This is a genomic window from Chryseobacterium sp. 27AL, assembly GCF_057815395.1.
Genome location: NZ_JBYRIW010000003.1, coordinates 281,356 through 306,129 on the forward strand (window position 1 = coordinate 281,356; position 24,774 = coordinate 306,129).

The 24,774-nt window shown below is 38.0% G+C and carries 24 protein-coding genes; 10 read left to right on the plus strand and 14 right to left on the minus strand.

What is annotated here, in order from left to right; genetic code table 11:
* Positions 1-2: 2 nt before the first annotated feature.
* The 3 genes from AC3WV0_RS08770 to AC3WV0_RS08780 all read right to left on the minus strand — a co-directional run bounded on the left by AC3WV0_RS08770 (position 3) and on the right by AC3WV0_RS08780 (position 2,655).
* On the minus strand, positions 3-1,448 hold the full coding sequence (locus tag AC3WV0_RS08770; RefSeq protein ID WP_488845751.1) for an aminoacyl-histidine dipeptidase: 1,446 nt from the start codon (positions 1,446-1,448) through the stop codon (positions 3-5).
* An 85-nt stretch (positions 1,449-1,533) separates the two neighbouring features.
* Positions 1,534-2,028 carry a hypothetical protein gene (locus AC3WV0_RS08775; RefSeq protein WP_488845752.1) on the minus strand — a complete coding sequence of 165 codons (495 nt, stop codon included), beginning with the start codon at positions 2,026-2,028 and terminating at the stop codon, positions 1,534-1,536.
* 21 nt (positions 2,029-2,049) lie between these two features.
* Positions 2,050-2,655, minus strand: a complete 606-nt coding sequence (locus tag AC3WV0_RS08780; RefSeq protein WP_488845753.1) for an LURP-one-related family protein — start codon at positions 2,653-2,655, stop codon at positions 2,050-2,052.
* A 385-nt stretch (positions 2,656-3,040) separates the two neighbouring features.
* Between AC3WV0_RS08780 and recR the strand changes: the two genes are divergently transcribed.
* The 4 genes from recR to AC3WV0_RS08800 are packed head-to-tail and all read left to right on the plus strand — an operon-like array spanning position 3,041 to position 6,656.
* Positions 3,041-3,655, plus strand: coding sequence for a recombination mediator RecR (gene recR, locus AC3WV0_RS08785; protein ID WP_488845754.1), 615 nt, complete (start codon positions 3,041-3,043; stop codon positions 3,653-3,655).
* Positions 3,656-3,666: 11 nt separating this feature from the next.
* Entirely contained in the window at positions 3,667-4,479 is an 813-nt protein-coding gene (locus tag AC3WV0_RS08790; RefSeq protein ID WP_488845796.1) for a glycosyltransferase family 2 protein, read from the plus strand.
* 15 nt (positions 4,480-4,494) lie between these two features.
* Positions 4,495-5,625, plus strand: coding sequence for an NAD-dependent epimerase/dehydratase family protein (locus AC3WV0_RS08795; protein WP_488845755.1), 1,131 nt, complete (start codon positions 4,495-4,497; stop codon positions 5,623-5,625).
* A complete protein-coding gene (locus tag AC3WV0_RS08800) occupies positions 5,622-6,656 on the plus strand; it encodes a WaaS/CpsH family glycosyltransferase (protein ID WP_488845756.1) in 1,035 nt (344 codons plus the stop codon). Before AC3WV0_RS08795 ends, AC3WV0_RS08800 begins: the two co-directional genes overlap by 4 nt.
* An 85-nt stretch (positions 6,657-6,741) precedes the next feature.
* Here AC3WV0_RS08800 and secG read toward each other — a convergent pair whose 3' ends face one another.
* The 3 genes from secG to AC3WV0_RS08815 form a co-directional block, all read right to left on the minus strand.
* Entirely contained in the window at positions 6,742-7,098 is a 357-nt protein-coding gene (gene secG, locus AC3WV0_RS08805; protein WP_488845757.1) for a preprotein translocase subunit SecG, read from the minus strand.
* Between the two features lie 133 nt (positions 7,099-7,231).
* Positions 7,232-9,277, minus strand: a complete 2,046-nt coding sequence (locus AC3WV0_RS08810) for a M16 family metallopeptidase (RefSeq protein ID WP_488845758.1) — start codon at positions 9,275-9,277, stop codon at positions 7,232-7,234.
* A 50-nt stretch (positions 9,278-9,327) separates the two neighbouring features.
* Positions 9,328-10,641, minus strand: coding sequence for a M16 family metallopeptidase (locus tag AC3WV0_RS08815; RefSeq protein WP_090000400.1), 1,314 nt, complete (start codon positions 10,639-10,641; stop codon positions 9,328-9,330).
* A gap of 178 nt (positions 10,642-10,819) precedes the next feature.
* Between AC3WV0_RS08815 and AC3WV0_RS08820 the strand changes: the two genes are divergently transcribed.
* The 4 genes from AC3WV0_RS08820 (at position 10,820) to AC3WV0_RS08835 (ending at position 16,718) form a co-directional block, all read left to right on the plus strand.
* Positions 10,820-12,676: a PAS domain-containing protein gene (locus AC3WV0_RS08820; protein WP_488845759.1), complete on the plus strand. Its 1,857-nt coding sequence runs from the start codon at positions 10,820-10,822 to the stop codon at positions 12,674-12,676.
* Positions 12,677-12,686: 10 nt separating this feature from the next.
* Positions 12,687-13,055, plus strand: a complete 369-nt coding sequence (locus AC3WV0_RS08825; protein WP_090000402.1) for a response regulator transcription factor — start codon at positions 12,687-12,689, stop codon at positions 13,053-13,055.
* A gap of 320 nt (positions 13,056-13,375) precedes the next feature.
* On the plus strand, positions 13,376-15,709 hold the full coding sequence (locus AC3WV0_RS08830) for an ATP-dependent helicase (RefSeq protein WP_488845760.1): 2,334 nt from the start codon (positions 13,376-13,378) through the stop codon (positions 15,707-15,709).
* A gap of 178 nt (positions 15,710-15,887) precedes the next feature.
* A complete protein-coding gene (locus tag AC3WV0_RS08835; RefSeq protein ID WP_488845761.1) occupies positions 15,888-16,718 on the plus strand; it encodes an alpha/beta hydrolase in 831 nt (276 codons plus the stop codon).
* Between the two features lie 56 nt (positions 16,719-16,774).
* On the opposite strand, the gene AC3WV0_RS08840 is transcribed toward AC3WV0_RS08835, so the two are convergent.
* The 3 genes from AC3WV0_RS08840 to AC3WV0_RS08850 form a co-directional block, all read right to left on the minus strand.
* A complete protein-coding gene (locus AC3WV0_RS08840; RefSeq protein ID WP_488845762.1) occupies positions 16,775-17,797 on the minus strand; it encodes an alpha/beta hydrolase fold domain-containing protein in 1,023 nt (340 codons plus the stop codon).
* Between the two features lie 73 nt (positions 17,798-17,870).
* A complete protein-coding gene (locus AC3WV0_RS08845; protein WP_488845763.1) occupies positions 17,871-18,254 on the minus strand; it encodes a DUF3037 domain-containing protein in 384 nt (127 codons plus the stop codon).
* Positions 18,241-19,014 carry a HipA family kinase gene (locus AC3WV0_RS08850; protein ID WP_488845764.1) on the minus strand — a complete coding sequence of 258 codons (774 nt, stop codon included), beginning with the start codon at positions 19,012-19,014 and terminating at the stop codon, positions 18,241-18,243. Before AC3WV0_RS08850 ends, AC3WV0_RS08845 begins: the two co-directional genes overlap by 14 nt.
* Before the next feature lie 87 nt (positions 19,015-19,101).
* On the opposite strand from AC3WV0_RS08850, the gene AC3WV0_RS08855 reads away from it, so the two are divergent.
* Complete coding sequence (locus tag AC3WV0_RS08855) at positions 19,102-19,947, plus strand: alpha/beta hydrolase family protein (RefSeq protein ID WP_488845765.1); 846 nt, start codon at positions 19,102-19,104, stop codon at positions 19,945-19,947.
* A gap of 49 nt (positions 19,948-19,996) precedes the next feature.
* Entirely contained in the window at positions 19,997-20,209 is a 213-nt protein-coding gene (locus tag AC3WV0_RS08860) for a hypothetical protein (protein ID WP_488845766.1), read from the plus strand.
* A gap of 45 nt (positions 20,210-20,254) precedes the next feature.
* On the opposite strand, the gene AC3WV0_RS08865 is transcribed toward AC3WV0_RS08860, so the two are convergent.
* From AC3WV0_RS08865 to hppD, 5 genes are all read right to left on the minus strand, one after another.
* The gene (locus AC3WV0_RS08865) at positions 20,255-21,076 is read right to left on the minus strand and encodes a flavin reductase family protein (RefSeq protein ID WP_488845767.1); all 822 of its coding nucleotides are present in this window, start codon (positions 21,074-21,076) and stop codon (positions 20,255-20,257) included.
* A gap of 97 nt (positions 21,077-21,173) precedes the next feature.
* Positions 21,174-21,530: a GxxExxY protein gene (locus AC3WV0_RS08870; RefSeq protein WP_488845768.1), complete on the minus strand. Its 357-nt coding sequence runs from the start codon at positions 21,528-21,530 to the stop codon at positions 21,174-21,176.
* A gap of 167 nt (positions 21,531-21,697) precedes the next feature.
* Positions 21,698-22,945, minus strand: coding sequence for a fumarylacetoacetase (gene fahA / locus AC3WV0_RS08875; RefSeq protein WP_488845769.1), 1,248 nt, complete (start codon positions 22,943-22,945; stop codon positions 21,698-21,700).
* Positions 22,946-23,065: 120 nt separating this feature from the next.
* The gene (locus AC3WV0_RS08880) at positions 23,066-23,542 is read right to left on the minus strand and encodes a hypothetical protein (protein ID WP_488845770.1); all 477 of its coding nucleotides are present in this window, start codon (positions 23,540-23,542) and stop codon (positions 23,066-23,068) included.
* A 69-nt stretch (positions 23,543-23,611) separates the two neighbouring features.
* Positions 23,612-24,742, minus strand: coding sequence for a 4-hydroxyphenylpyruvate dioxygenase (gene hppD, locus AC3WV0_RS08885; protein ID WP_488845771.1), 1,131 nt, complete (start codon positions 24,740-24,742; stop codon positions 23,612-23,614).
* Positions 24,743-24,774: the final 32 nt, after the last annotated feature.

Consider the following 24,774-nt stretch of genomic DNA (forward strand, 5'->3'; position numbering starts at 1 on the left):
TCCTATTTTGAAGGAATATTCGCTAAAATATCCTTCGTAAAGCTCCAGAACTTTTGGGTAGAAGGAATATTGGCCTTTTCATCCGGTGAGTGGGCACCACGGATTGTTGGTCCAAAGCTAACCATTTCCATTTCCGGATAGTTTGCTCCGATAATTCCGCATTCCAGACCGGCGTGGCAGGCTACTACATGGGGGCTATCACCAAATTTCTCGGTATAAAGATTTTCCATCAGCTTTACAATTTCAGAACCGGGTTTCGGTTTCCAGCCAGGGTAAGAACCACTGAAAACTGTTTTCATTCCTGCCAATTCTGCTACAGATTTTAATTGCTCTGCTACAGAATCTTTTGACGATTCTACAGACGATCTTGAAAGATTTAAAATTTTTAATTCCCCCTCTTTTAATTCTACTCTTGCAACATTATTGGAAGATTCCACAAGATCTTTTACATCAGGACTCATTCTGTAAACACCATTGTGAAGAGATTTCAAGGTAAGAATGATTTTTCTCGAATCTTCTTCGGAAAGTGCTTTCTCTGAAGTGGTAGAACTTTCAATATTGATATGAAGATTAGGTTCTATTGTTGCAAACTCTTCCAGGATATCTTTTTTAAGTCCGTTTGTTACCTCGTCAATGAATTCCTGAGCGTTTCGTACAGAAACTACAGCAACTCCTTCTCTTGGAATGGCATTTCTCAATCCGCCACCATCGATAGAAATCAACTGAATATTTTCCTTTTCCAAACCTTTATAAAGTATTCTGCCCAGAATCACATTGGCATTTCCGAAGCCTTTATGGATATCCATTCCCGAATGACCGCCCTGCAGGCCTTTAACTTCGATCCTGATGATCTGTCCTTTCGCCACTTCCGTATTATAATCCTGCGAAATGGTTACATCAATCCCGCCGGCACAGCCGATATCGATTTCATCATCCTCTTCCGTGTCGAGATTAAGAAGGATCTGTCCGGTAAGCTGTCCGGGTTTTAAACCTAACGCACCTGTCATTCCGGTTTCTTCATCGATGGTGAAAAGTGCTTCCAGATCAGGATGCGGAATATCGGTGCTTTCTAAAATTGACATGATTGTAGCCACTCCCAAACCGTTGTCAGCTCCCAGGGTTGTGCCTTTCGCTTTTACCCAATCACCATCCACTTCCATTTTGATGCCTTCCGTTTCAAAATCGAAATTGACATCGTTGTTCTTTTGGCAAACCATATCAAGATGCGACTGGAGCACCACCGATTTACGGTTTTCCATTCCAGGGGTTGCCGGTTTTTTGATGATAACATTACCTACTTCATCAACCGTAGTTTCCAATCCTAAATTTTCACCGAATTCTTTAATGAATGCGATTACTTTTTCTTCTTTTTTTGACGGTCTAGGAACAGCATTAAGTCTGGAAAAATTCTTCCAGATAATCTGCGGTTCTATATTCGATAGTTCCATTGAAATTTATTTTTCTCAAAATTACAAAATAAAAAATGCTTCCGATAATCAGGAAGCAGTAATTTTGGCAGTAGCCAGTAACTGTTTAACAACCACATTCGCCGTAGATTGGCATTTTTACGATACTTCCGTCGGGCTTTTCGATCGTTAAAGTGCCTTCAAACAACAGGGCTTCTTCACCTTTTATTTTTTTACCTTTTACGGAAATTTTATAATTATCATTTTCTATTTCTTTGCTCAGCTCTTCATCGGCTTCCATATCACTGGAAGAAATCAGGTTTAAAGCCATTCTTTTTCCGTCGAGTTTCATGTAAGCAGTTTTACCCGCATCGTCAGCATAAATATATTTCTCAGCAAGGAAGTCTGCTTTAGTTTTGGCAAAATAGCACGAACATTCCTTGATTTCTGTCGGAAAGGGAAATGTATCAACGGCAATTTTTCCTGAAGGAATATCAGTTGCTGTTACAGTATCCTGAACGATTTTAGCAGAATCTGCCGGAGCAGAAGTCTGAGCGGTCTGTTGTTCCTTTTTGCAGGCAACCAGCAGAAAAGCAGAAAAGAAAATGATAAGGTATCTCATGGGTTATGGTTTGTTAAAGGGTTATCCTCTTGCTCTTTCAAGCAGAGTCATCATTAGTAGCGAAAGGATTACAAGGCTCTCCTCTTCATCATCAATATCGATGAGGCGGTCAAGCTGGAATCTTCTTCCGAAGAATGACGGCATTTTTTTTAGTTTAAAATAGGCCTTTCCATCTAATCCGGTCACCGTGTAGGAAGGATTCAGGAAATATCCGGTAAACATCCCGATAAGTGGAATCTCGCCGACCATTCCGTCAAAAAAACGTACCCAGGCATTGTCTTCCTGAATTTTGAATTTGGGCTGATCGTTGGCATCCAGAATGTCGTAGCTGGCCTTCCAGATCGAACGCATGCCTTTTCTGGCCATTCTTCCAAAATTTCTGCCCGTAGCAACTTCAGTTAAAGAATAAGAAGCGTTGAAATCGATCCACTGGTTGGCTTTGATTCTGAAAAGTTCTTTGGATTTGCTTTCATCGTTAAAGACAATAACGTCTTCTTTCAGCTTAAACATTTTCTGACGCACATACGCCACATAGTTGCCGTTTTTATCCGTGATGTTGAAATCACTGGCTAATGTTGTAATCTTAAATTTAAAATCCAGAGGATAATTTAAATTGTTAAGTACCATTTTAGTTTATTTTTTCAAGTTAATATTTAGTGGTTCAAAGATAATATTATTTGTTTTAAAATACAGGGTACCTTAACTTCAATTTGAGCTAAAAGTAAGGTTTTTATGAACATTTAAGAATTAAATTATTTCAACACAGAGAAAGTTCCTTGCACCCCCGCAACAAGTTTTCCCGATAGCGGGAAAGTCTCCTGCACCCTTGCAACAAGCTTTCCGGTGACCGGGAAAGCTTCATGCACCCTAGTAACAACTTTTCCCGGAGCCAGGAAAGTCTCTCACACCCGTGCGACAAACTTTCCGGAAAAGATATTCCGATCGGTATCTCAACTTCTGGGAGCTTCTTAAAAATATTCTGAATCCGCATCTTTTTGTTTATTTTTGTGTTATGGATTACCCAAGTAAAGTTTTGGCAAAAGCGGTAGATGAAATTTCCGGATTGCCGGGAATAGGAAGAAAAACGGCGTTGCGTTTGGCATTGCATTTATTAAAGCAGCCGGCCTCCAGAGCTGTGAGCCTTGGAAATTCCCTGATCAGCCTCGTGAATGATATTAAATACTGTAAAGAATGTCATAATTTTTCAGACTTTGAGGTCTGCGAGATCTGCAGTAATCCGAAAAGACATGATGAACTGATCTGTATCGTAGAAGATGTCCGTGACGTGATCGCCATCGAAAATACCGGAAAATATACCGGAAAATACCTGATCTTAGGTGGGAAAATTTCCCCGATGGAAGGTATTGGTCCTGCCCAACTCAATATCCCAAGTATTGAAAAGAAAATTAATGACGGCAGAGTGAAGGAATTCATCTTTGCCCTAAGTGCTACAATGGAAGGGGATACAACGGCGTATTATATTTACAAGAAATTTAAAAACTTTGATATCAGCTTTTCCAGCATAGCGAGAGGAATTTCCGTAGGAGATGAACTTGAATATGCCGACGAAATATCTCTGGGAAGATCGATTGTAAACAGGCTGCCTTATAATGAAGAAAAATCCTGATGCCTTCTGATATGATCTCTGTAATAATACCCATGTTTAATGCCGAAAATACGATAATCAAAGCTTTGGATTCTGTGAGAAATCAGGATTACGATCTGAAGCAGTTTGAGATTATCATCATTAATGACGGTTCAACGGATAATAGTAAAGCATTGGCGGAAAACTACAGGGATACATACTCTGGACTTAATATAAAAATTATCAATCAGGATAACGGTGGCGTTTCAGCTGCCAGAAATGCAGGGATGAAGATTGCAAAGGGAGAGTTTATCGCTCTTCTTGACGCTGATGATGAATGGTCTCCGGAAAAGATCGAGCGGCAAATGCAGTATTTTGAAAACAGAAATCTACAGATCGACTTTCTGGCAACAGCAAGAAATAATAACAAAATTCTTTATCCTTATAACATAAAAAACGGTCTTGCAGAAATTACCTTTTCCAAGCTGTTGATCAGAAATGAGGCTCAGCCTTCCACAGTAATGTTCAGAAGGAAAGTAATTGAGAACACTGGGTACTTCGATAATAACCAGCGTTATGCAGAAGATGTAAATTATTGGATGAAAGTCTCACTGCAAAATAAGATGTATATTCTCAACGAAAGTCTTATTATAATGGGACAGGGCAAAAGAAGCTTCGGAGTATCAGGCCTTTCTTCCAACCTTCCTGAAATGGCTAAAGGATTTAAAAAAAATCTCAAAGAAATGTATGATGCCGGAAGAATAAATTTATCCCAATATATTTCATTCAGGCTTTTTTACAAAGCAAAATATTTACTTTTGCTTTTCCGAACTTTTTGTCATAATTTGTACACAACAAAAAAATAATTTTCCACAAATCAAATGAAAATACTTATCACGGGAGGAGCCGGGTTTATCGGCAGTAAATTGTCTTTGGAACTGAAAAGAAAAGGATATGAGGTGACGGTCATGGACAATCTCTCCTGCCAGATTCACGGCGACAATCCTGAAGAAGACTCTCCCTTGTACAGAAGTATTTTAGGTAAGGTAAATTTTATCAAAGGTGATGTTGTCAATTTCCAGGACTGGGAAAAAGCAATTGAAGGACAGGAAGTGATCGTACATCTTGCTGCCGAAACGGGAACGGGACAATCGATGTACCAGATCGAAAAGTACACAGAAGTGAATGTTTCCGGAACGGCGATGATGCTTGATCTTCTCGTAAATAAGCCGCACAGCGTGAAAAAAGTGGTGATTGCCTCTTCCCGGGCTGTGTATGGTGAAGGGAAATATCTTCATCCGGAATTGGGACTTATTTATCCTAAACCAAGAAATGTAGAAGAAATGCGCAATGGTATTTTCGAGATCATTTATCCCGACGGGCAGATGCTTCGTGCTTTGCCGACCGATGAAGAATCAAAAATACACCCTACGTCAATCTACGGAATTACAAAATATGCACAGGAGCAAATGGTAATGACGGCCTGCTCTTCGATGGGCGTTGCACCGGTTGCTGTGAGATTTCAGAATGTGTACGGCGAGGGACAGTCGCTGTTGAATCCTTACACTGGTATTTTGTCAATTTTTTCCTCACAGATTCTCAATGGAAATGACATCAATGTTTTCGAGGACGGAAATGAATCCAGGGATTTTATTCACGTCGATGATGCGGTGGAAGCTACGGTGAAGTGTATTGAAAGTGATGCTGCAAACGGAGAAATTTTCAATGTAGGAACAGGGGTTTCAACATCGGTAACAACGGTAGCAGAAAATCTGAAAAAGTTTTATAATATAGATTTTGAGATCAATGTCTCAGGGCAGTTTCGTCTGGGAGATATCAGGCATAATTTCGCGGATATCAGTAAGATTAAATCAAAACTGAACTTCAGACCGAGGATATCTTTTGAAGAAGGAATGTCAAAATTTACCAATTGGGTACTACAGCAGAATATTCAGGATGTGAAGTTCAAAGAATCTCTGGATGAAATGAAAGTAAAAGGACTTTTAAAATGATCGATTTAAATGGTAAAAAAATACTTTTCTTATCAGTAAGTTTTTTTAATTATGAAAAAGCCATAGCAAAAAGACTTTCTGATCTCGGTGCTGAGGTTGATTTTTATGATGAAAGGCCTTCCAACTCCAATCTTTCAAAAGGTATCGTGCGCCTCAATAAAAAGTTTTATCATTTTAAAATAAATACTTACTACAAACGTATTTTACAAGAAATCGGGAATAAAAAATATGATTATTTTTTCCTGATCAAAGGTGAGGCTACTCCTTCTTTTTTTCTGGAAAATATCAGAGAAACTAATCCGGAAATAGTGATGATCTATTACAATTTTGATCCTCTGACGGAATATCCCTGCCTGGTAGATCATCTTAAATATTTTGATAAAAAGTTTACGTTTGAATATAGTGATTCACTTACTTATAATATGGGCTTCCGGCCTTTGTTTTATCTTGATGAGTATAAAAGTCTGAATAAGAATTCTGAACCACAGTTCTACGATATGGTATTTATCGGAAGTGCCCATACAGATCGCTATATCGTGGGGGAGAAGATCCGTGCTGTTGCAGATAAGCTTATGCTGAGGTCTTATTTTTATTATTATGCGATGGGTAAAATAGCTTTCAGATTGAAAAAGATCATTGATAAAAACCTGAAGCAGTTTGATCTTGCTAAGGTAAGTTTCGAGAAACTGAATCATCAGCAGATTATTGATTTTTACAGAAAGGCAAAGTCTGTGATTGATATCAACAAGCCCTTTCAAAACGGACTTACGATCAGGACTTTTGAGGTTTTAGCTTCGGGAAGGAAACTTATTACTACGAATTCGGATATTATTAATTATCCTTTTTATTCTCCTGAGAATGTTTTATTAATCGACCGGGAAAACATACATCTTGATCTGGGCTTTTTTAAAACAGATTTTCAAAAAATAGATCCCGATACTTTATACAAAATGTCCCTGGATTCTTTTATTGAATGTCTTTTCGGCGATGCGCAGGACGAATACTGGAATTCATTCAGAAAACAACAATAAAATTCAAATCATCATTTACGAATAGATAAAATAAAAAAGCAACTCAATGTTGAGCTGCTTTTCATTATGTAAAAATATTATTTGCTTATTTTGTCGGAGCAGGAGTCTGAACCGGTGTAGTTGCAGGCACTGTGGTATTCGCAGGTGCAGCAGATTGCTTAGCCGGTGCTTCTTTAGATGCAGGAACCGGTACTGGTGCCGCAGAAGGTTTACCTGTAATAACAACACTCAAAAGAATAAGAACGATAATTGTTCCCCCTAAAGTCCATGTTGCTTTTTCCATGAAGTCATTGGTTCTCTGTACCCCAAACTGAGCAGAAGATGCACCTCCGAATGTACTGGAAAGACCTCCTCCTTTTGGATTTTGAGCCATAACGATGATTACCAGAAGGATACTGGCGATCATAATAAGAACCATCAATAGTATAAATATAGAATCCATTAATTTGATATCTTTTTGAATGGGCAAATTTAATCTTTTTTTACCGAACGGCAAAGAAAGACATCATCAAATATTTGATAAAAATAAAAAACGACAACTTTTGTTGCCGTTTTCTTTATAAAGTAACAAAGTCTTATTTAAAATCGGCATCTTTAGCCTGATTTACTTCATAAGATTTCACTTTCATGGTCATATCCATTCCCATTTGGTTTACAGAGATGGTGTAAGGCATTTTCACACCTGCCACATCTTTATAATCTGAATATACGGTAGGAACCGTCATTTCCTGTCCCTGAGCCTTAATTGTTTCTGTTTCTCCGGTTTTCAATCCTGTTTTTACGCTGTAATAGTAAGTCGTATCTCCTCCTTTTATCACATAAGAATCTTCACCACCTACTTTTTCAATTCCTGCAAGTTTATATTCTGGTGACTTGGCAAAATCTAATTCTTCAAAAAGCTGTGTATTTTTTTGTTTATCGGCAATCTCATCTGCTTTCATAGGTACTTTTTGCCCCATTTGCTCAGAATATCCTGTTTTTCCATCAAATACCTGCTTCTGAACCACTTGTCCCATAGCGGTAACGGTAGTTAATTCCTTTCCACCCTGAGCTTTTATGATTTTAAAATCGATATTCTGACCCTGCATTGACATTGAAGCTGTCATTGTGTAAGAAGAGATCTTGTCAACATTGGCTTTTCCTCCGATGGCATTGATGTATTTATCTGCGATAGAAGCTACCGTTACGCTGGCGTCTACTTTCTGAGCAGTCGGTTTTGCTACCGGATTTGCATCTTTATCGTAATATTTTACAGGATAACCCAGTTTTTCCAATCCTTCAGAAATGTCAGACGCTTTACCGGCGATGAAAATTCTGCTCTTGGTAGGATAAATGGTAGAGCTTACAGCACTTGAAACATCAGCGGCTGTTACTTTATCGATCGATTTAAGATAGTTGGTATAGAAATCATCCGGAAGATCCTGAACTTTCTGATTTAATGCAAATCTTGCAATCGTAGCAGGCTGCTCAAGAGACATAATGAAAGATCCTTTCAGTTTAGCTTTAGCATTTTCCAGCTCTTCAGGTTTTACGGTAGAAATGGAATTAAGCTCGTTCATAAATTCTTTAACCGCTTTATCCGTTACCTCATTTCTTACGCTTGCACTTGCAGAGAACTGCGGAGAATATTTGCTTGCTACCATGCTGGAATAAGCACCGTATGTAAATCCGTTTTTCTCACGAAGATTCATGAAAAGTCTGGCTTCACCACCACCTCCAAGGATGTAGTTGGCAATAGTTGCAGGGAAGTAGTTCGGATCCTTCATTTTCAAAGTATTCAGGTTGTTTACGGAAACAACAGATTGTACAGCTGAAGGCACGTCTACCACGTCAATTTCTGTAGCAGCTACATTATTAGCAGGCTCAAGAGGAGTAATCGGTGTGTTGGCTTTTTTCCATCCGCCGAACGCTTTTTCGATCATAGGTTTTACCTTATCGAATTTTACATCTCCTACGATTACCAGATAAGCATTGTCAGGAGCGTAGTATTTTTTATATGTATTTTGAACATCAGCTAATTGGATTTTGCTGATAGATTCAACGGTTTCAAATTCTCCTCTTGACGTATTTTTACCATACATCAAAGCGTTTGAAACTCTTGATGCGATAGCAGATGCATTTTTTTCTTCAGACTTTAAACCTTCGATTGCTCTTTCCTTGGAATCTTCAATTTCTTTAGCGGAAAATTTAGGGTTGATGATAGCATCAGCCATTAAATTTAAAACCTGTGGGAAATATTTCGAAAGGGTATTTGCCGAAGCTCCGTTTGAAGAGAATCCAAGATTAGCCCCAAGATAATCCACTTTTTTGTTGAATTCATCTTTGCTCATATTGGTCGTTCCGTTTTCAAACTGTTCTGCCATGATTTCGCTTACCCCTGCTACAGGACCTTCATAGTAAGGAGGTCTGTCCATGGTAAGGTTTGCACTTACTCTTGGCAGTTTGTTGTTTTCTACAACCATTACGGTAAGGCCGTTGCTCAGTTGGAAAGTTTTTGGCTTTGCAATGTTGATAGCCGGAGTAGGTCCCGGTTTCGGCATTGCATTAAGGTCAATTTTCTGTGCTGAAATCGTTCCTGCGAATAAAAACGCTGCAGCTATATATGTTAATTGCTTTTTCATTTGTAAAAATTTAATTTTAATAATCAATATGATAACCTAAGATCAGCTATTTACTTTTTTTCAGGTACGTAATTGATGATTATTCTTTGGTTGGAATTAAGATACTTTTTAGCAGCATTCTGAAGATCCTGTCTTGTGATAGATCTGTAAATGTCGATTTCCTTGTTAATAAGATTTGTATTACCCATCAACACGTGGTTAGTTGCCAATGATGCGGCGATTCCCTGGATGCTTGAGTTCGAGTTTACAAACTGGTTTTCAAACTGGTTTTGAAGTTTCTGATAATCTTCTTCAGAAATCAGAGTAGTCTGAAGTTTCTTGATCTCAGCATCGATATCAGCCTGTAAAGTTGCTTTTGTAGTCTGTCCCATCGGAATAGCGAAGAATGCAAAAATTCCGTAATCTTCAAGACCTTGGTTGAAAGCTGCTACCTGCAATGCTTTTTTCTCCTGATCTACTAATTTTTTGTATAAAACAGATGATTTTCCGTTGCTCAGGTAAGAAGAAAGCATATCAAGAATATAAGCGTCTTTCTCCTTGTTACCCGGAGTTCTGTACGCAAAAACATAAGCAGGAAGCTGAATGTTCGGATCTGTTGCCGTTACTTCTTTTTCCTGAGTGATAGGAGCATCTTTCGGGAAATTTTTAGGATACACTGTTCCTTTTGGAATTCCTCCGTAATATTCCTGAATCCATTTCTTAGTCTGCTCAGGCTTGATGTCTCCTGCTACCACTAATGTAGCGTTGTTCGGAACGTAATATTTTTTATAAAAAGCCTGGAACTCTTCTAATTTTGCAGAGTTCAGATCTTCCATAGAACCGATCGTAGGCCAGTTGTACGGGTGATTCGTGAATAAATTCTTTTGAATAGTAGTAAAAAGATTTCCGTAAGGCTGGTTGTCCATTCTTAATCTTTTCTCCTCTTTTACAACCTCTCTCTGAGTATCAACCCCAACTTGATTGATTACTGCATGACGCATTCTTTCAGCTTCCATCCAAAGTCCCAGCTGCTCATTATTAGAAGGGAAAGTTTCATAATAATACGTTCTGTCGTTTGTAGTGTTGGCATTATTTTGTCCTCCGTTTGAAGAAACTATCTTAAACCAGTCACCTCTTTTAATGTTCGGTGTCCCTTCAAATAAAAGGTGTTCGAAGAAGTGGGCGAAACCGGTTCTGCCCTTTACCTCATCCTTCGCACCAACGTGGTACATTACCCCTGTCGTTACAACCGGTGCTGAATTATCCTGATGAAGGATTACGTGAAGACCGTTTGGTAAGTCATACTCTTCAAATTTAATTTGTTGCGCATTCAGTGCCATTCCGAAGAAAGCTGCTGCAGCAACAGAAAGAAGTCGCTTTTTCATAAAGTAGAAATTGTTTTTGTCAATTAGTGCCAAATTTACTTTAATTGTTACAATCTTCAGCATAATTTTTTTCGAAATGAAAAGTCGTATATTTAATTGAAAATACCGTTTGTGTGGTATTATTTAATTTTATTCTGTTCGGAATATGAATTATTTTTACATGATAAAACAATAAAGAATGAAAAGCTTTTTAGAGCAAAACATTTCCCACGATTCTCTTATCACTCTTTTTAGCCAGGCGCCTGTAGCCGTTTCTTTGCTTATTGGTGATGATTACCGCATTCACAGTGCCAATCCGCAAATGCTTGAACTTTGGGGAAGGGATGCTTCCATTATCGGAAAGCCTCTGTTTGAGGTGATTCCTGAAATAACTTCTCAGGGCTTTTTAGATATTTTTAAAAAGGTTTATCAAGACGGAGAAATTTTTAAAGGAAATAAATGGCCTGTATTTCTTGAAAAATATGGCAACTATGAAGAGCATTTCTTTAATTTTATTTATGCTCCTGTTTACAATGATGATAAAAAGATCATCGGAATAAGTATTGTGGCCACTGAAGTTACGGATCAGATCGTTTCAGAAAAAAGATGGAAAGACAGTGAATACCGTTTTGAAGATCTTATTAAAAAATCAGACTACTCTATTGCAATATACCGTACAGAAGACCTTTATATAGAATTTGCCAATGAAAAGATGCTGAAAACATGGGGTAAAAATGCTTCAGTAATCAATATGAAACTTGAAGATGCGCTTCCTGAGCTGGAGGGACAGCCGTTTATAGGTATCCTTAAAAATATTTTTAAAACCGGTGAAACTTATGCTGCAAAAGAAGATAGAGCAGATCTTGTTGTAGACGGAAAGCTTCAGACCTTCTACTATAATTTTTCATACAAACCCCTTAAAAATTCTGATGGTCAGGTATATGCTATCCTCAATATGGCTGTGGACGTTACAGATCTTGTGATCGCCAGGAAAGAAATTCAGGAAAGAGAAAAGAAATTTCGTGACCTCGCAAATTCAATGCCTCAGTTTGTCTGGACTTGTGATGATAAAGGAGAAATTACCTATATGAATGACAGTTGGTACAAATACACAGGCACAACGGCAGGTGAGAATCAAACTGAAATTATTAAAAAGATGATGCGGCCGGAAGCTGTCGAAAACGTTAACAGCATGTGGAATGAATGTATCAGAACAAACAATCCTTTTGTGATGGAATATGAGCTTGAAGATCCTCATCACAAAGGAAATTATCGCTGGTTTCTCGGAAGAGCCATACCAAATTTTTCAGAAAACGGAGAAGTGAAACAATGGACAGGAACTTTTACCGATATCGACGAATTCAAGCAGCTTGAAGCACAAAAAGATAATTTCCTTGGAATTGCCAGCCATGAATTAAAAACACCGCTTACCAGCCTTAAATTATATACACAGTTCATCAAAACAAATCTTGAGAAAGCAAGTGATCCCAAAAATGCAGAAGTTGCCAGAAGAATGGATTACCAGATTGATCTTCTTACAGGTCTTATCAGCGAGCTGCTGGATGTTACCAAAATACAGAAAGGCCAGATTCAGCTGAATGAATCGTACTTTGATTTTGATAAGCTGGTAGATGAAGTGGTTGAAGAGCAGCAGATGACGGCGAGGCACAAACTTTTTGTAAGCAGAATCAATAAGGTAGGTGAAGTTTTTGCAGACCGTCACAGGATCTCGCAGGTGATGGCCAATCTTATCAGCAATGCGATCAAATATTCACCGGAAGCAGATCAGGTACATATTTCTACCTGTCTGGATGGGAATGACGCCCGGTTCAATGTAAAAGATTTTGGCATTGGAATTCCGGAAGATCAGCAATCAAAAGTTTTTGATCAGTATTACCGCATCAGTGCATCCAGAGACTATACTTTTCCGGGGCTCGGTCTGGGCTTGTACATCTCGTCCGAAATCATAAAAAGAACAGGCGGAAAAATTTTTGTTACGTCTGTAGAAGGAGAAGGGTCTGATTTTTGCTTCAGAATCCCCAAGAATAAAAAATAATTAGTTTACCATGTCTAATGCTGCAAAAATTATGGTAGTGGATGACAGTCCCGCGATTGTTGATTCTATTGAAATGATGTTGGATTTTGAGGGATTTGAAGTTGCCAAATTTTATAAAGGTTCAGAAATGTATAGTGCACTGGACCCCAATATGAAACCTGATGTTATATTAATGGATATGTGGCTTTCCGGTGAAGACGGCAGAGATTTCTGCAAACTCATCAAAGCGCACGAAAACTTTCAGGATATTCCTGTACTGATCATGTCGGCGAGTCGCGGACTGGAGCAATCGGCACTCGATGCCGGAGCAAACGAGTTTATCGCCAAACCCTTTGATCTGGGGCATATGGTTGATCGAATCAGGCATTATTTGAAATAATCTTACATAAACCGGTAGTTTTCTGCCGGTTCTTTTTATTTTAAGAATAGACAGATATTTTCCGGGAAAACTTCATGCTAGGGTGCAACAACTTTTCCTGCTTTCCGGAAACTTATTTACTAGGGTGCAACAAACTTTCCGGAACACCAGAAAGTCTGTTGCACGGGTGCGACGACTTTTCTTGGTTACCAGAAAACTCATTGCAGGGGTGCGAGAAGCTTTCTGGGAAGCTACAAACTGTTTAATAGCAAACAACGCAAACCAAAGTTTGAATTCTCCATATAATACACTAATTTTGTGTTCCCAAAAATTTTTGCAGCATGGAGGATTATTTGAAAGGACTGAATGAATCACAATTTGAAGCCGTTACCACATTACAGGGGCCATTAATGGTTCTTGCAGGAGCGGGTTCCGGGAAGACACGTGTACTTACCATGCGTATCGCGCACCTCATTACAAACGGTGTGGATCCTTTTAATATTTTAGCCTTAACCTTTACCAACAAGGCGGCAAAAGAAATGAAGGAGCGTATCGCTAAAGTGGTGGGGCAAAGCAATGCAAGAAGCCTTTGGATGGGAACTTTTCACTCGGTTTTTGCAAGAATTCTCAGAAGTGAGGCCCATTATCTGGGATATCCTTCCAATTTTACGATCTACGATCAGCAAGATGCCCTGAATGTTATTAAAAAGGTGCTGAAAGACATGAATATCGATGCTGACCTTTATAAACCCAAAAAAGTTCAGGCAAGAATTTCCACCTATAAAAATAATCTCATTACCGTAAAGGCATATTATGCCAATCCGGAACTTATGGAGGCCGACGAAAAGGCCAATATGAAATTCATTGGGCAGATTTACCAGCGGTACGTCGAGCAGTGCTTCAAAAACGGATCTATGGATTTCGATGATTTGTTGTTAAAGACCAATGAATTATTAACCAGATTCCCTGAGGTGCTGGCTAAATATCAGGACCGATTCAGATATATTCTGGTGGATGAGTATCAGGATACCAACCATTCGCAGTATCTTATTGTAAAGGCTTTAGCTTCAAAATTTGAAAATATATGCGTGGTGGGAGATGATGCACAATCGATCTACTCTTTCCGTGGTGCCAATATTTACAATATCTTAAATTTCAAAAAGGATTATCCGGATGCGGTAACGGTTTCGCTGGAACAAAACTACCGTTCTACACAGAATATTGTGAATGCGGCCAATGTAGTGATCGCAAAAAACCTTCAGCAGTTTAAGAAAAATGTTTTCAGTGAGAATGAAGAAGGGGACAAGATCAAAGTTTACCGTTCCCTTTCTGATGCAGATGAAGCCAACTTTGTCGCCGGAAATATCTGGGAAACCAGAAACCGTGAACAGAGAAAATATAGTGATTTCGCGATTCTGTACCGAACTAACTCACAAACGCGTGCCTTTGAAGACGCATTAAGAAGAAAAAATATTCCGTATAAAGTTTACGGAGGTTTATCTTTCTATCAAAGAAAAGAAGTAAAGGATCTGATCGCCTACCTCCGACTTTTGGTGAATGAAAACGATTCGGAAGCCCTGATGCGGATTATCAATTATCCTGCAAGAGGAATCGGAGAGACAACTCAGAACAAGCTAGTGGTATTTGCCGACACTCAGAATGTTTCGGTTTCTAAAGTATTAGACAATCTTCCGATGTATTCGCCTCATTTAGGCTTTAACAATGGAGTTTTAAACAAATTGAATGACTTCTGGTCGATGATCAAGGCATTCCAGGTATTGCTGAAAACGGAAACTGCTTATAATGTAGCCATGGAAGTGGCAAAAAGAAGTGGGTTGATTAAGTTTTTAAAAGATGATCAGACTCCGGAAGGTATTTCCCGTGTAGAGAACGTTCAGGAATTAATGAACTCGATGCAGGGATTTATTGAAGAGCAGATGCAGCTGGAAGACGGAGATCCGAGTTTACCGAACTTTCTTGAAAATATTGCGCTTTCGGCAGATACACAGGACAAGAATAATGAGGAAGATATGGTTTCTTTGATGACCATTCACCTTTCAAAAGGACTTGAATTTCCGGTTGTACATCTTGTTGGACTTGAAGAAAATCTTTTCCCGAGCTTTATGAGTTCTGCTACAAGAGAAGATCTTGAAGAAGAAAGACGTTTGTTCTATGTAGCGCTGACGAGAGCCGAAAAGCAGGCATTTTTCTCCTATGCAATTTCACGGTTCCAGTGGGGGAAAATTACCGATGCAGAACCATCAAGATTCTTAAGTGAAATCGATGATCAATATATCGAATTTGTAAACCCTGCGATCGAAAAACGTTTTATTAATAATGCAGGATTAAAGTCAAATATTTTCGACGAACATCCGTCTGAAATGAGAAGCTTCAAAAAGGTTGAAAAGAAAACCATTGAAAGAGGTTCAGATTCCAAACCTATTGCCGAGCCAAGAAAGCTAAAACCGGTAAGTACGGCAAAAATCATTAATCCAAGCGGAGCTTCTTCGCAGGATATTGAAGTGGGCGATAAAGTGAGACACGACCGTTTCGGCGTTGGTGAAGTGACTTTTCTGGATGGTACCGATCCGCAGAATATCAAAGCGAAAGTTGTTTTCCAGCATGAAGGAGAAAAGAATCTCATTCTTAAATATGCTAAACTGACGAAGATTTAAGGTTCTTACAGGCAGCCTTCAGATTTGCATCTGATCTGCGTCATTAGCACAATCTGCGAGAGTTCTTTTTACGCTTGCAGATTTTGGAGATTGAGCCGATTTTTGTATTCTGATCTGTGAAATCCGTGTAATCCGTGAGAAAATATAGATTTCGTATCTTTAAGCAAAAGTTTTTACAATGAAAAGGATTCTCATATTTTTAATCATCACATTATTCTCGTTACCATTATTTTCTCAGGAGTACAATACCATCCAAAATATTCATTATTACGATGAAAAGACAAATAAATCAGATGCTTACATTAACGAAAGATGTGTTCTGGATATGTACGTACCAAAAAATGTGAAGAATTTTCCGACAGTGATCTGGTTTCATGGTGGCGGCCTGACGGGTGGACAAAAAGAAATTCCGGAGGCTTTAAAAAATAAAGGTGTTGCAGTAATTGGCGTTAATTACAGACTCTCTCCAAAAGTAAACGCCCCGAAATATATTGAAGATGCAGCAGCAGCTACGGCCTGGGCTTTTAACAATATTAAAAAATACGGCGGAGATGAAAATAAGATATTTATTTCGGGTCATTCTGCGGGAGGTTATCTTGCAATTATGGTTGGTTTAAATAAAATGTACCTTAAAAAATACGGAATCGATGCCAATCAATTGGCTGGTATTGTACCTTTCAGCGGACAGATGATTTCCCATTTTACGGCAAGGAAGGAAAAAGGAATTGATGAGCTGGATGCAAGAATCGATGATATGGCACCTCTTCATTTTATAAGAGCAGATGCTCCACCATTGTTATTAATTACCGGGGATCGGGAAAAAGAACTGTTGGGAAGATATGAAGAAAATGCCTATATGGCCCGAATGATGAAGCTGAAAGGGCATAAAGATACAACGTTGTACGAGCTTCAGGGTTTCGATCATGGTGGAATGGCACAGCCTGCGTTTCCATTACTACTCAATGAAATTAAAAGAGTAGAGAAATTAAAAAAAATAAATTTTAATTAAAATTGTTTACCATAAAAGCCGATTCTGCATGATGGAATCGGCTTTATAATTAATGGTTATTTCTTTTTTGAGATGATAAAATTTACCATTTCATCAGTCAGCTGATTTAAATATGTCTTATCTGTCGTTCCGAAGCCATGTGTACCGTCTTCAACAACCACTAATGTTGCTTCTACATTTTCTTTCTTGAGTTTTCTTGCCAGTTTTTTTGAATGTTTTAAAGGCGCAACTTTATCCTTATTTCCATGCAGAATAAAAGTAGGAACACCATTTTCCACATCATTGATGGGAGAAACCGTTTCAAGATAATCAATCGCTTTTCTTTTCTCTGTTTTGATGCTGTAGCCTGAAACTCCGAAAACCAGCTTTTCCCTGATCTCTACGATAGGTTTAAAGAACAGTCCGACAACTGCTACCGGAACTTTTCCTAGTCTGGTATGCAGAAGTTTATTAAGATCCGTCGGTCCAAAATTATCTACCACATAGTTTACTTTAGCCGAATATGCGGAAAGATCCGGACTTCCTTTATATTCGCTATCGCCCGTATACGCAGCAAGAAGCGAAAGGTGGGCGCCCGACGAAACACCGAAATATCCGATATTATTGGGATCAAAATTATATTTTTCTGCATTTTTACGTACCCATCGTACGGCATCTTTGGTGTCTTCAATCGGCAATGGAAAATGAATTTTATCACTGACCAATGTATAGTCAATACTGATGACGGCGAAGTTTTTTTCGACTAATTTTAATATGAAACTTTCAATATAATTATTGGCTCTTACTGTTTTATCGCCTTTAGCCCATGCTCCGCCATGAACATAAACGACAACCGGCAGTTTTCCGTCAACGGAATTTTTAGGTTTATAAACATCCAGTCTTACCGGACTGCCTGCTGAATTGGTTTTATAAATAATATTTTCAGAAAAAGCTGTTTTTTCCGGAAGCAGTGTACTGACGGGAAGCTTCATCTCCGGTAATTCCTGGGAATATCCAAAATGATAAATGCTTAAAAAGAAAACAAAAAACAGGTTTATCATAAACCTGTCCATTAATTTATTGTTCGTAGAAAATTTCATAAAATAAATTTTTGCTGAGTTTCATTTTCAAACCCCTCAAAAACTTTACCAAACCCAGATCATTCTATATTGGTTAAAGAATAAGCTCTTCAAACAGCTTATCAAAAGTTTTCTCCAGATCTTTCGATTTTCCCGGATGAGGTCTGGAAGTCTGTACCACAGAACTTCTGACTGCAGTAAGCCAACGGAAACGTTCAGGAATTTCAAGCTGAGCAATGGGGCCACCATCTTTATCGCCATTTGCAATTTTCTGAAAGCTTTCAAGATTCTGGATAATGTCATCGTAATCAAGCTTGCTCCTCATGAGCTTAAATTTATCAGGACACAAATAAAAAGCTACTTTGATAAATTTTTCTTTCTTTGAAAACATCACCAGCCCGATGTTGAAGAATTCTTCTCTTTCCACCTTTGGTACCAAGCGTATCACAGCGTATTCGTAAATTTTATCCTCTTGCATTTTTGGCTTCGTTTAAAAAGATTTCAGAATTTTCCAGTCTTGTTTTCAGGAAATTAAAATAGATGTCGCGAATTTCTTGCGGGTTTTCATCAGCATCGTTCCAGTGCAACCAGTCTTCGGGAATCAGGTTAACAATTTCCCTGAAAATATTTTCATTTAAAACTTCTTTTGCAAATTGGTCGGCTTCATCCAGCTTTGCAGCCTGCGGAAGAAGAACATGGTCTTTTACATATTTGAAAGGCGTTTTTGCAGCAGTGTCAAAATTTTGCCACGAATGATGGAAGTAGAATGAAGCTCCATTGTCGATGATCCACAATTCTTTGTGCCACATGAGAAGATTAGTATTCTTAAAAGTACGGTCAATATTGGTGATAAACGCATCCAGCCATACAATTTTTGATGCCAGCAGCGGATCGATCTTTACACTCGGATCATAAGCAATTGATCCGGAAAGGTAATGCAACCCTAGATTCAAACCTTCTGAAAATTTCAGCAGGTCCTGGATTTCTTCATCGGCCTCAGTTCTCCCGAAATCGACATCAAGATTTACAAAAACCAGCTCAGGAATTTTTAATCCTAAAGCTTCGGCGATTTTTCCACCTAAAAGTTCAGAGATCAGCATTTTAACTCCATGACCGGCACCACGGAATTTTAAAACATATTTAAAATCATCATCAGCCTCTGCCAGCGCAGGAAGAGAACCTCCCTCACGAAGGGGCAGAATGTAACGCATTACAGTTACTGTTCTTAAATCCAACATAGAGCAAAAATAAGATTTTACTTTGTGTTTATTTCTATTTTTGATATTTTTAAGTTAAAATCGATTTGATTTTAAATAAAAGTAAATATGAATATCATCAGAAAACAAAATATTATCATTTCAAACCCTGAAACTAAAAATTTTCTTGCTGATGCTTTTTATCCTAAAGAAGGAGAAAAGTTACCTCTTGTTATTTTTGTCCACGGTTATAAAGGATATAAAGACTGGGGAGCATGGAACCTTATGGCAGAGAAATTTGCAGAAGCCGAATTTTTCTTTGTTAAATTTAATTTTTCACACAACGGAACAACGATAGCGGAGCCTAATAGTTTTGCTGATCTGGAGGCATTCGGATGCAATAATTATTCAATAGAGCTTTCTGATCTTGGTGTAGTGATTGACCATTTTAGTCAGCACGAGAAAGTTGATGATCATAAAATCATTGTAATCGGACACAGCAGAGGAGGTGGAATTTCTATCATTAAAACGTACGAAGATGAGAGGATTAATGGCCTGATAACACTGGCAAGCGTTGATTCTCTTGATCGTTTTCCTAAAAATGAAGCTTTTGAGCAATGGAAAAAGGAAGGAGTCTATTATGTTGTTAATGGACGAACGAAGCAGGAGATGCCCCATTATTATCAGTTTTATGAAGATTATGAAAAGGACATTCATCGTTTTGATGTCGAGAGAGCGACGGAAATGGCCAAAGCCCATTTTCTCATTATTCATGGAACGCATGATGAAAGCGTAAGTGTGAAAAATGCAGAGCATCTTCATCTTTTACACCCGAATTCCGAGCTTTATTTAATAGAAAATGCAGACCATACCTTTGGAGCAAAAGAACCTTGGGAAGACGATGAATTACCAATATATCTTAAAGAGGTTACAGAAAAATGTATTAATTTTATTAAAGAAAAGATGTTTTTATAATATTTTTCATAACTTAGTGATTAATATAAATCACTAAAAATCAATTATTATGAAAAATTCAAATTTAAAAAATGCTCAGAAATTAAGCAGAGAATCTCAAAAACAAATTCTTGGAGGAGATTTGATTTTTGTATGTGCAACGGGCTGTCACAGAAACTATCTGAGTGACGGATCAGGCAGATGTATTGTACCTCCATGTACATCACCTAATTTTGGTACAGAAAGCAAAGATGCTAACGGACGTTGGCAATGTTGTTATTAAAAACTTTGATATTATAAAGGAGCGAAATTTTTCGCTCCTTTACTTTTATTTTATTAAAATCTTCCAGGCTTCTTCAATTTTGCTTTCAAGAAGTAATTTTTGTGCGCTCTGATGAACAATTTCGTCGGCATAAAAATCTCCTTCAGGCAGTACTTCAATATTGGCCAACATTCCCAGATCATTTCCTGTGAATACTTTGCTATATTTAATCTTATCTGGAAGAAGATCGAATCCGATACCTTTTGTTACTAACGGTTTGGGAACTTCAAAAAGATTATTTTCATTATTTCTTGAATACCAATTGCTTCCGAGGCGCGCGACCATATCAAGTTTTGCCTGATCCAGATTTTCGTCTTCGTTCAGGTATTCTTCTCTGATATGAATTTTCTGCACTTCACAAATCACTAGATTTCCTGCACCGCCCTGATCGCCTAATGGTTTTACTTCTAAAACTTTACATTCAAAATTTACAGGGCATTCTTCGATTAATTTAGGCTTAATAAGATCAGCATCTTTCATGGTCAGCCCCGATTTGATGAATTCATTAACGCCGTCGCCATATTCCGTAGAAGCTAATGAAATCTGCTGTACAATTGGGAAATTTACAGTTCCTATAACGACTTCAGGAATCTCCAGAATGTTTTCTAAGGTATGCTTTGTCGTATTGTCGCGTACTCTTCTCGACGGTGAAAAAATCAAAATCGGCGGCACTGTGCTGAACATATTAAAAAAACTGAACGGCGACAAATTGCTGTTGCCATTTTTATCAACCGTTGACGCCAATGCAATTGGCCTCGGTGAGATCGCGGTCTGCATTACAGTCTGCAGCTGTACGGGAGTTATTTCGGATGGGATGAGTGTTTTCATTTTTCTATTCTTTTAACACATGAGTCACATTAGATTTTAGATTATTAAATGTTGAAAATATTTTAAAACACATTAGATAGAAAATCAAAGATTTTCATTATTCAAGTTTTTCAAAAATTTTGCTTACAAATGTCTCGGTTCCTTCTTTATACAAGTTATAAACATTAAAGTTTATCAATATTGCCTTTGGAATTTTTAAGAGATTCATATAATTCAGAGCTTGTGCTCTGTGGATATTGTGGATTTCTGCAACTGATTTTATTTCTAAAACTATAGCGTTTTCAATTAAAAAATCACATTTAACCATACAGTCAATCTTTACATCCTTATAAATAAGAGGAATTTCAAGTTCACTTTGATACTGTATACCTAATAACTGGAATTCTCTTTTCAGACATTTATGATAAGTATCCTCATAAAGACCTGGACCAACAATTTGTGAACCTCTATACAAGCTCCGATTATTTTATATGTAAGTTCATTAATATACTGTTTTGTAAGTTTTTTCATCTGTTTGTGTTTAAAAAATGAAAATCTTTGATTTTCTATCTCATGTGTTCTTTTAAACGTACTTAAATAAATTCTCTATGTGACTTATGCGTTAATTTAATATTGTTTTAGCTATTTTGCTGGAATAATTTTACCAGAAACTTCACCGAAGCCAACACGAATTCCGTCTTTTTCAGCCCATGCTTTCATGGTTACGGTATCGTTGTCGTCAATGAATTTTCTTTCTTCTCCGTTATTTAGTTTGATAGGATTTTGGCCTCTCCAGGTTAATTCGAGCATAGAACCGAATGACTTCGGATCACTTCCTGAGATCGTTCCACTCGCATACATATCTCCAACTTCAACGTTGCATCCGTTTACGGTATGATGTGCCAACTGTTGGGTCATATTCCAATACATATGCTTGTAATTGCTTTCACAAATAAGGTTTTGTTCACCATTTTCAGGTTGAATGTAAACTTCGAGGTTGATATCGTAATTTTTATCTCCTTCGAATTTTAAATATTCCAACACTTCAGGATCCTGTATTGGAGAAGCTGTTCTGAACGGCTCTAATGCTTCCAGGGTAACGACCCATGGTGAAACGGATGAGCCAAAGTTTTTAGCGAGAAAAGGTCCTAATGGTACATATTCCCATGATTGGATATCTCTTGCAGACCAGTCATTGAAAACGACCATTCCGAAGATGGCATCTTCTGCATCTTTAGTGGAAATACTTTCGCCCATCTCTGTATTTTTGTTAATGATGAACGCCATTTCCAGTTCAAAATCCAGTTGTTTACAAGGTCCGAAAACAGGTTTTTCAACATCTGCAGGTTTCATCTGGCCTTTAGGACGGTTGATCTCCGTTCCTGAAACTACGATCGATGACGCTCTTCCATGGTAGCCGACAGGAAGATGTTTCCAGTTTGGCAATAAAGCATTGGCAGGATCTCTGAACATTTTTCCTACGTTGGTAGCATGTTCAATGCTGCTGTAGAAATCTGTGTAATTCGGGATGTGTACCGGCATCATCATTTTTACTTTATCCAGATCATAAAAGGCTTCTTCAATAGTCTTTTCATCTTTGGAAAGTATAGAATCTTCCTGTAACAGTTCTTGAATTTTCAATCGGACAGCATTGGTTACCGGTTTTCCCAGTTCGATAAACTCGTTTAAAGTATATGCTTCAAATACGTTGTCGATCAGGCCTTCGATTTCTTCAAAATAACCGTAGTCGTAAAGCGTGGCAAGGTCTACAACCTGATCCCCGATTCTCGTACAGCAGCCAATATATTCTTTGTTGAAAACGGCGACACCGAAAGGGATATTATGTATTGAAAAATCTGAATCTGCTGAATATTCTACAAATGATTTCATAATTTTAGTATTTAATTTTGTAAGATGTAAACACAATTCAACCGATATCTATGGGATGAGCATATAATATTGGACAGTTAAATTGTGAGAGATATTTATGATTTTAATTTAAACTAAAAATTACTTTTTAGCTTTAGCCTTAGCCTTGTTAATGGCATCTTCGTCGATCCATCTGGCTTTGGTATTGACATCGATCAGGTACAAAATATTGTCCTGTCTGGTTAAAAGTAAGTTTTTGGTAAGAGGGACTGGAATTTTTTTATTCTCAAGCATATCGGCTCTCAACGAAATCATATTCTTTTTTCTGATAATATCTCCTGAGAATACATTCGAACTGCTTTGTCCTGTTTGCTTATCGTCAAATACTTCCACGTAAGTAGCCTTGTTTCCTTTAATGACGATAAAATCCCTTTCTGTGTGGTCTGCCTCATCTTTGATGAAAACAAATTTCTTGTTGTCAATATTCACAGATTCTAGATTCTGATTGATCCCGGACTTTTCTTCAAGCCTGGTGAGAATCATATCCATTGTTCCGTATTGTGCTTTTACTCCGAATACTGCTCCGACAAATAAAATTCCCAAAAATGTTTTTCTCATAATGATGTGTTTAAAAAAAAGTTTTGCCAGGATTGTGCATCCTGACAAAACTTTATATTATTATTAAATTTAAAGATTTCCTCTTCTTTCCTGCTCTCTTTCCAATGCTTCGAATAAAGCTTTGAAGTTTCCGGCGCCAAAGCTTTGTGCACCGTGTCTTTCAATAATTTCAAAGAAAAGAGTAGGGCGGTCTTCCACAGGTTTTGTAAAGATCTGTAGTAAATACCCTTCTTCATCATGATCAATAAGGATGCCTAACTCCTGAAGTTTTTTAATATCTTCATCAATATGTCCCACTCTCTCCGGAACCATATCGTAATAAGCTTCTGGTGGAGCAGATAAGAATTCAACACCACGTTTCTTCAACTCGCTTACAGTGTGGATGATATCTTTTGTCGCTACGGCAATATGCTGTACCCCTTCGCCTTCGTAGAAATCAAGATATTCTTCTACCTGAGATTTCTTTTTACCTTCTGCCGGCTCATTGATCGGGAATTTTGCATAACCGTTCCCGTTTGACATTACTTTAGACATCAGCGCCGAATATTCGGTGTTGATCTGCTTATCATCAAAAGAAAGGATGTTTACGAATCCCATTACTTTTTCGTACCATTCTACGGTCGGGATCATTCTGTTCCAGTCTACGTTTCCTACACAGTGGTCTACATACAGTAAGCCTGCTTCCTCAGGATTGTAGTCACTTTCCCATTTTTCGTAACCCGGCATGAAAGACCCTGTATAATTTTTTCTTTCAACGAACATATGTACCGTTTCCCCATAGGTATAAATTCCGGACATTCTTACTTCGCCGTTTTCATCGGTTAAAGTTACCGGCTCCAGATAGGGTTTTCCCCCTCTTTTGGTTGTTTCTTCAAAAGCTTTATATGCGTCATCCACCCAAAGTGCCAAAATCTTAACTCCGTCCCCATGCTTTTTTACATGTTCATTAATCGGTGAATCAGATTTTAATCCTGTGGTAAGTACCAATCTGATTTTTCCTTGCTGAAGAACGTATGAAGCACGGTCTCTCACTCCGGTTTCAGGACCGGCATATGCTACAGACTGAAAACCGAAAGCGGTCTTATAATAATGGGCAGCCTGTTTTGCATTTCCTACATAAAACTCAATGTAATCGGTACCGTTAATCGGCAGGAAATTCTCTGCTTGAGCAATTTTTTCGGCAAATGTAAGTGTTGACATATTTTAATTTTTACTTTTATATTATTGCTTGC

What these genes read in the sequence shown, in the direction of transcription:
- AC3WV0_RS08855 (WP_488845765.1), top strand. Translation starts at nt 19,102, where the DNA reads ATGAATATCATCAGAAAACAAAATATTATCATTTCAAACCCTGAAACT.
- AC3WV0_RS08800 (WP_488845756.1), top strand. Translation starts at nt 5,622, where the DNA reads ATGATCGATTTAAATGGTAAAAAAATACTTTTCTTATCAGTAAGTTTT.
- AC3WV0_RS08880 (WP_488845770.1), bottom strand. Translation starts at nt 23,542, where the DNA reads ATGAGAAAAACATTTTTGGGAATTTTATTTGTCGGAGCAGTATTCGGA.
- AC3WV0_RS08770 (WP_488845751.1), bottom strand. Translation starts at nt 1,448, where the DNA reads ATGGAACTATCGAATATAGAACCGCAGATTATCTGGAAGAATTTTTCC.
- AC3WV0_RS08825 (WP_090000402.1), top strand. Translation starts at nt 12,687, where the DNA reads ATGTCTAATGCTGCAAAAATTATGGTAGTGGATGACAGTCCCGCGATT.
- AC3WV0_RS08830 (WP_488845760.1), top strand. Translation starts at nt 13,376, where the DNA reads ATGGAGGATTATTTGAAAGGACTGAATGAATCACAATTTGAAGCCGTT.
- AC3WV0_RS08865 (WP_488845767.1), bottom strand. Translation starts at nt 21,076, where the DNA reads ATGAAAACACTCATCCCATCCGAAATAACTCCCGTACAGCTGCAGACT.
- secG (WP_488845757.1), bottom strand. Translation starts at nt 7,098, where the DNA reads ATGGATTCTATATTTATACTATTGATGGTTCTTATTATGATCGCCAGT.
- fahA (WP_488845769.1), bottom strand. Translation starts at nt 22,945, where the DNA reads ATGAAATCATTTGTAGAATATTCAGCAGATTCAGATTTTTCAATACAT.
- AC3WV0_RS08790 (WP_488845796.1), top strand. Translation starts at nt 3,667, where the DNA reads ATGATCTCTGTAATAATACCCATGTTTAATGCCGAAAATACGATAATC.
- AC3WV0_RS08775 (WP_488845752.1), bottom strand. Translation starts at nt 2,028, where the DNA reads ATGAGATACCTTATCATTTTCTTTTCTGCTTTTCTGCTGGTTGCCTGC.
- AC3WV0_RS08835 (WP_488845761.1), top strand. Translation starts at nt 15,888, where the DNA reads ATGAAAAGGATTCTCATATTTTTAATCATCACATTATTCTCGTTACCA.
- AC3WV0_RS08850 (WP_488845764.1), bottom strand. Translation starts at nt 19,014, where the DNA reads ATGTTGGATTTAAGAACAGTAACTGTAATGCGTTACATTCTGCCCCTT.
- hppD (WP_488845771.1), bottom strand. Translation starts at nt 24,742, where the DNA reads ATGTCAACACTTACATTTGCCGAAAAAATTGCTCAAGCAGAGAATTTC.
- recR (WP_488845754.1), top strand. Translation starts at nt 3,041, where the DNA reads ATGGATTACCCAAGTAAAGTTTTGGCAAAAGCGGTAGATGAAATTTCC.
- AC3WV0_RS08820 (WP_488845759.1), top strand. Translation starts at nt 10,820, where the DNA reads ATGAAAAGCTTTTTAGAGCAAAACATTTCCCACGATTCTCTTATCACT.
- AC3WV0_RS08840 (WP_488845762.1), bottom strand. Translation starts at nt 17,797, where the DNA reads ATGAAATTTTCTACGAACAATAAATTAATGGACAGGTTTATGATAAAC.
- AC3WV0_RS08810 (WP_488845758.1), bottom strand. Translation starts at nt 9,277, where the DNA reads ATGAAAAAGCAATTAACATATATAGCTGCAGCGTTTTTATTCGCAGGA.
- AC3WV0_RS08860 (WP_488845766.1), top strand. Translation starts at nt 19,997, where the DNA reads ATGAAAAATTCAAATTTAAAAAATGCTCAGAAATTAAGCAGAGAATCT.
- AC3WV0_RS08780 (WP_488845753.1), bottom strand. Translation starts at nt 2,655, where the DNA reads ATGGTACTTAACAATTTAAATTATCCTCTGGATTTTAAATTTAAGATT.
- AC3WV0_RS08795 (WP_488845755.1), top strand. Translation starts at nt 4,495, where the DNA reads ATGAAAATACTTATCACGGGAGGAGCCGGGTTTATCGGCAGTAAATTG.
- AC3WV0_RS08845 (WP_488845763.1), bottom strand. Translation starts at nt 18,254, where the DNA reads ATGCAAGAGGATAAAATTTACGAATACGCTGTGATACGCTTGGTACCA.
- AC3WV0_RS08815 (WP_090000400.1), bottom strand. Translation starts at nt 10,641, where the DNA reads ATGAAAAAGCGACTTCTTTCTGTTGCTGCAGCAGCTTTCTTCGGAATG.